This is a genomic window from Fodinibius sp. (assembly GCF_041642155.1).
Classification (GTDB): domain Bacteria; phylum Bacteroidota; class Rhodothermia; order Balneolales; family Balneolaceae; genus Fodinibius.
In genome coordinates this window covers 1-3934 of the sequence record NZ_JBEPWZ010000277.1, presented here as the reverse complement: position 1 = coordinate 3934, position 3934 = coordinate 1, and the positions used below count along the sequence as shown (strand labels likewise).

Below are 3934 nucleotides of genomic sequence, written 5' to 3'. Positions count from 1 at the left end.
AGGGGCTTTCCGTCCACAATCGCGGAGCGATAAGATGGTGAAGTCCGAAAAGAGCCTCCAAAACGAAATGGACAACAAATGTAAACCTGAGTCCCCGGTCTATACTTTTTACACTCGCTAAATATCATTTTTCTCAGCTACAATACAATACGATTCAAGACGGACCGCTTCATCCTGAGCCTCTATTTCCGGATTCATCCTGTTATGTCTCTCTTCAAATGAAAATCCATTTTGATTCAGAATTTCCGATAAACAGCGGGATCGACGTCCGTCTCTCCACCAATAGCACCAAGAATATTGCCCGGACCCTGATTTTTCATTTCAATGATTAAAATATTGACACCTATCCATCCAAAGAATGGACATACTATCCCTCAAAAATAATTGACTACTCGATAATACTTTTCTTTTATCCGAATTTTTTACCCGATACAATCACAAACTCACCGGGAATGTCGTAGCCAGTCTCGTCACGATAGGAACCAATCGATTCCAAATACTCCGCATGAGCCTCTTCCTTCGTTTGTTCATCAAACTTACGATATGCCAGGGCTACCGCTCCTCCCAGGAAAGCGGCAATGACCGCCTGTTCGTCAGAATCAAAGTGCAGTTTCATATCAAATCGTTCGGAAACTATATCTGTAAAACCAGCTTTCCTAAAGGTCTTTTGAAGCGTTTCCCCGGTCCCAAGCTGGAAAAAAAGCGGACAGACATCCGATTCCACCCGGCGGTCTACAATCGGAAAAATGTCGGTCCAACCACATTCTTTTCGCCGTCCCCACACCAACGCAGCGGCTCGCCCTTTGGGCTTTACCACGCGGTACGTTTCCCGGATGGCTTTGTCCGGATCGGGATAGTACATCAGTCCCAGTGAGTTGATGGCAATATTAAAAGAATCATCGGGGAGGTCCAGCTTTTCGGCATCCATACGCTGGAAAGACACATTGGAAACACTATCTTTATCAGCTAATGAAGCCGCTTTTTCAATCATCCCCTCCGAAAGGTCAATGCCGGTAACCGAACCTTCCGGGCCAACAGTCTCAGCAATCGGAAAGGTTACCAATCCCGTGCCGCATGAAATATCCAGCACTTTTTCACCTTTCTGCAGGTTTGCTTTTTCAAGCAGCCGCTTTTGGGCCGGCCACAATTGCAGCTGCCAACCTTTCTCATAATATGGGGAGGAGTAATCCCATCCGTATCGCTGTACTCTTCGCTGCAGTTCAGGTCTCATGATCTCTCCTCTTGTATGGTTTTTATCGTTACTTCCCGCTCAACCGGTATGGCTCGTTTAAAATCATCAAGTACCGGGCTGTGCCTGTCAGCTTTGTCGATGACTTTCTGTACCTCTTCCTCACTGGCGGTGCTTTCAATGTATACGTTATACCGCAACGCCTCAAAGCCCGGCGGACGGTCATCAATGGCAAGCATGCCGCGGGCATCAAAATCGGATTCTACATCCACTTCTATCCTATCGACAGGGACTCCCATAATAGCAGCATGCTGTGAATAAGCAATTGCCAGGCAGCTTCCCAGCGCCCCGCGTTCCAGTATGCCCGGCCCAGGCCCGGCGTCGTTGCCGCCTTCAGAGGTCCCGATATCGACCTTGAATGTCCAGTGCTTATGCTGCACCTCGCATGTTGTACCGTCGAACAGCCGAACCTTCGTAACTGCGGTACTTTTGCCTTTTTGAGGACGCAGCTCTACGGCACGACGATTCCTTTCATATGCCTCTTTTATCGTTTTTGGATCACTCATAATGTTATCATTTGATTGTTGTGTATATAATATGGGCCGATAGCGGGAATTCGACACTACCATCTTCAGCAATAAAACCCTTTAGCTCCGATTCGGCCATGCGAACTGCTTCCTCTATTTGATGATCATCGAGTACAAAGCCAGCGAGCGGAAACCATCCTTTTACATCCGCAAGTACCATGGTTCTGATATCCGGAAATTTCGCATTCCCTTCACAGGTATTAATTTTAGCTCCGGTAAGATCACTCTTAAAACAAAGGGATTTGAGTTCATCGACATCACCCAAAGAAAAAGGAAATCTGAGAGCTTGTTCCACCTCTTCACCGACAACCTGACCATATATTCTGGTCATTATTTTATATCCCCGAATATTTTCGAGGGAGTTGAAGACGGCAACCACAAGCCGACCTCCGGATTTTAGAACGCGAAACATTTCTCGCAGTGCTTTTTGCTGATCCTCGAAAAACATCAAGCCGAACTGACTGACCACAATGTCAAAAGATTCATCATCCCAGGGGAGATCTTCCGCTACTCCTTGACGCCACTCTATATCAGGAGCAAGTTTTTCAGCCACAGCAAGCATACCAGGATTCATATCCAGCCCGGCTGCAAACCCTTTTTGGTCTAATCGATCTTCTGCTGCAATCGTTAGGACTCCCGTACCGCAGGCTACATCCAGGAGCTTATCTCCCGGCTTTATTTTTGCCTCTAGAATCTGATCCGGCCATTCTTTAAACAATGCCGGAACCATCAGCTTCTGATAGGATTGCGCCGTCCTTTCCAATTCCTGAATGCTTAGATCAGCCATAGTATTTTCACTATCTATTAGCTTGCATCTCCTGTTAAAGAATGCGTGAAGCTGCTAACTCAACATCTGCATGTTTCCAGGTTTCGTTGAACTGCGATTCAATCAGCTTCGCTTCTTCAGCTTTTCCCTGGGCCAACAGACTCTGGTGAAGTCCGAATAGCGCCCATCCATTTCGGGGGAATTCTTTGAGATCATCCCGATAAACGCGTTCGGCCTCAGCCGGATTTCCCGCCTCCAGCAATACCGCGCCGAGATTATGTCTCACCGGGAAAAACCAGTCCGGCGGTTCATTGTATAGCAGATTGTCCTCGATATCGATTGCTTCCTGCAGCAAGGTCATGGCCCGGTCATACTCTTTTTTACGCGCAGCGATTTCTCCTTCAAGCACCCGGGTGGCAATCTGCATGAGATCCTGAGCATGATTCATGATGATTACCTCCTGAAGCGAATCGTTGACCGCAATTTCCCGCAGTTCGTTCAGCTGGGAAGTGGCTTCTCCGGGTTGGTTTTTTGCCACAAAAGCCATACCCCGGGCATAGTGCCAAATGCCGCGCGGATATAGCAGATCTTCCGCGGGCTCGGGATAAGTAAGAATGGCATCCCACTGGCCGAAACGAACATTGCCATACAACGGTATCGCCCAAAAGTGTTGCAACAATCCCATGCCCGGCTCACGCATCATTGTGGTATCGACGCGCTCAAAAGTACTTTGGGCCGCTTCCAGGCTACGCTGTTTGCGACCTTCGAGTGTCGCTGTCGCCCACAGAAAGTGATGGTTGTGAGGGATATATCCCAGCGGATAGATACCCTGCTGATGACATTGAGCTACGTATTCGTTATCAGATTCAACAGCCCGCTCGTTGGCCAGCGTGCCTTCGTGGTACATTCCTACCCGTATATACGTGTGTGCCGGCATATGAACCAGGTGTCCAGCACCCGGAACCGCATGGTCCAACCGTTTGGCACTCTCTAAAGCCTTCTCTGGATTAGGCGAAGCTTCCGTGGCATGGATATACAGGTGATTAGCCATGGGATGATCGGGATTTTGGGCAATCACATCCTCCAGTGTTTCTACGATTTCAGCTGTCCAGGGCCGAGCTTCTCCCTCTCTGGTCCAAAAGTCCCAGGGATGCAGATCCATCATCGCTTCGGCATACAGTACCTGGGCATCCAGATCATCCGGATATTTCCCGGCCAAATCTGCCATCGCTTCGGCGTAGGCCACATCCAGCGACGTGCGGTCTTCCGGCGAATTTTCGTCATAACGGCTTGCAAGTGCATCTATATACTCTTGTTCCCGCTCAGTGCCGTTTGCTTTAAGCTCTTGCGCTTTTTTCAAGGCTTCCCAGGCAACAGGCACCGCCTCGGGCA

At 48.8% G+C, this 3934-nt stretch carries 4 protein-coding genes; all 4 read right to left on the bottom strand.

The window, feature by feature from the left end:
* Positions 1–409 precede the first annotated feature (409 nt).
* On the bottom strand, positions 410–1231 hold the full coding sequence (locus ACESLU_RS12610; RefSeq protein WP_372638994.1) for a class I SAM-dependent methyltransferase: 822 nt from the start codon (positions 1229–1231) through the stop codon (positions 410–412).
* Positions 1228–1755: an OsmC family protein gene (locus ACESLU_RS12605; RefSeq protein WP_372638993.1), complete on the bottom strand. Its 528-nt coding sequence runs from the start codon at positions 1753–1755 to the stop codon at positions 1228–1230. Before ACESLU_RS12605 ends, ACESLU_RS12610 begins: the two co-directional genes overlap by 4 nt.
* A gap of 7 nt (positions 1756–1762) precedes the next feature.
* Positions 1763–2563 (bottom strand): class I SAM-dependent methyltransferase, encoded by an 801-nt coding sequence (locus ACESLU_RS12600; protein ID WP_372638992.1) that lies wholly within the window; start codon positions 2561–2563, stop codon positions 1763–1765.
* A gap of 34 nt (positions 2564–2597) precedes the next feature.
* A partial coding sequence (locus ACESLU_RS12595; protein WP_372638991.1) for a tetratricopeptide repeat protein occupies positions 2598–3934 on the bottom strand: 1337 nt, incomplete at its 5' end.

Coding starts and splice junctions, on each gene's coding strand:
- ACESLU_RS12605 (WP_372638993.1), bottom strand. CDS start 1,755: ATGAGTGATCCAAAAACGATAAAAGAGGCATATGAAAGGAATCGTCGT.
- ACESLU_RS12610 (WP_372638994.1), bottom strand. CDS start 1,231: ATGAGACCTGAACTGCAGCGAAGAGTACAGCGATACGGATGGGATTAC.
- ACESLU_RS12600 (WP_372638992.1), bottom strand. CDS start 2,563: ATGGCTGATCTAAGCATTCAGGAATTGGAAAGGACGGCGCAATCCTAT.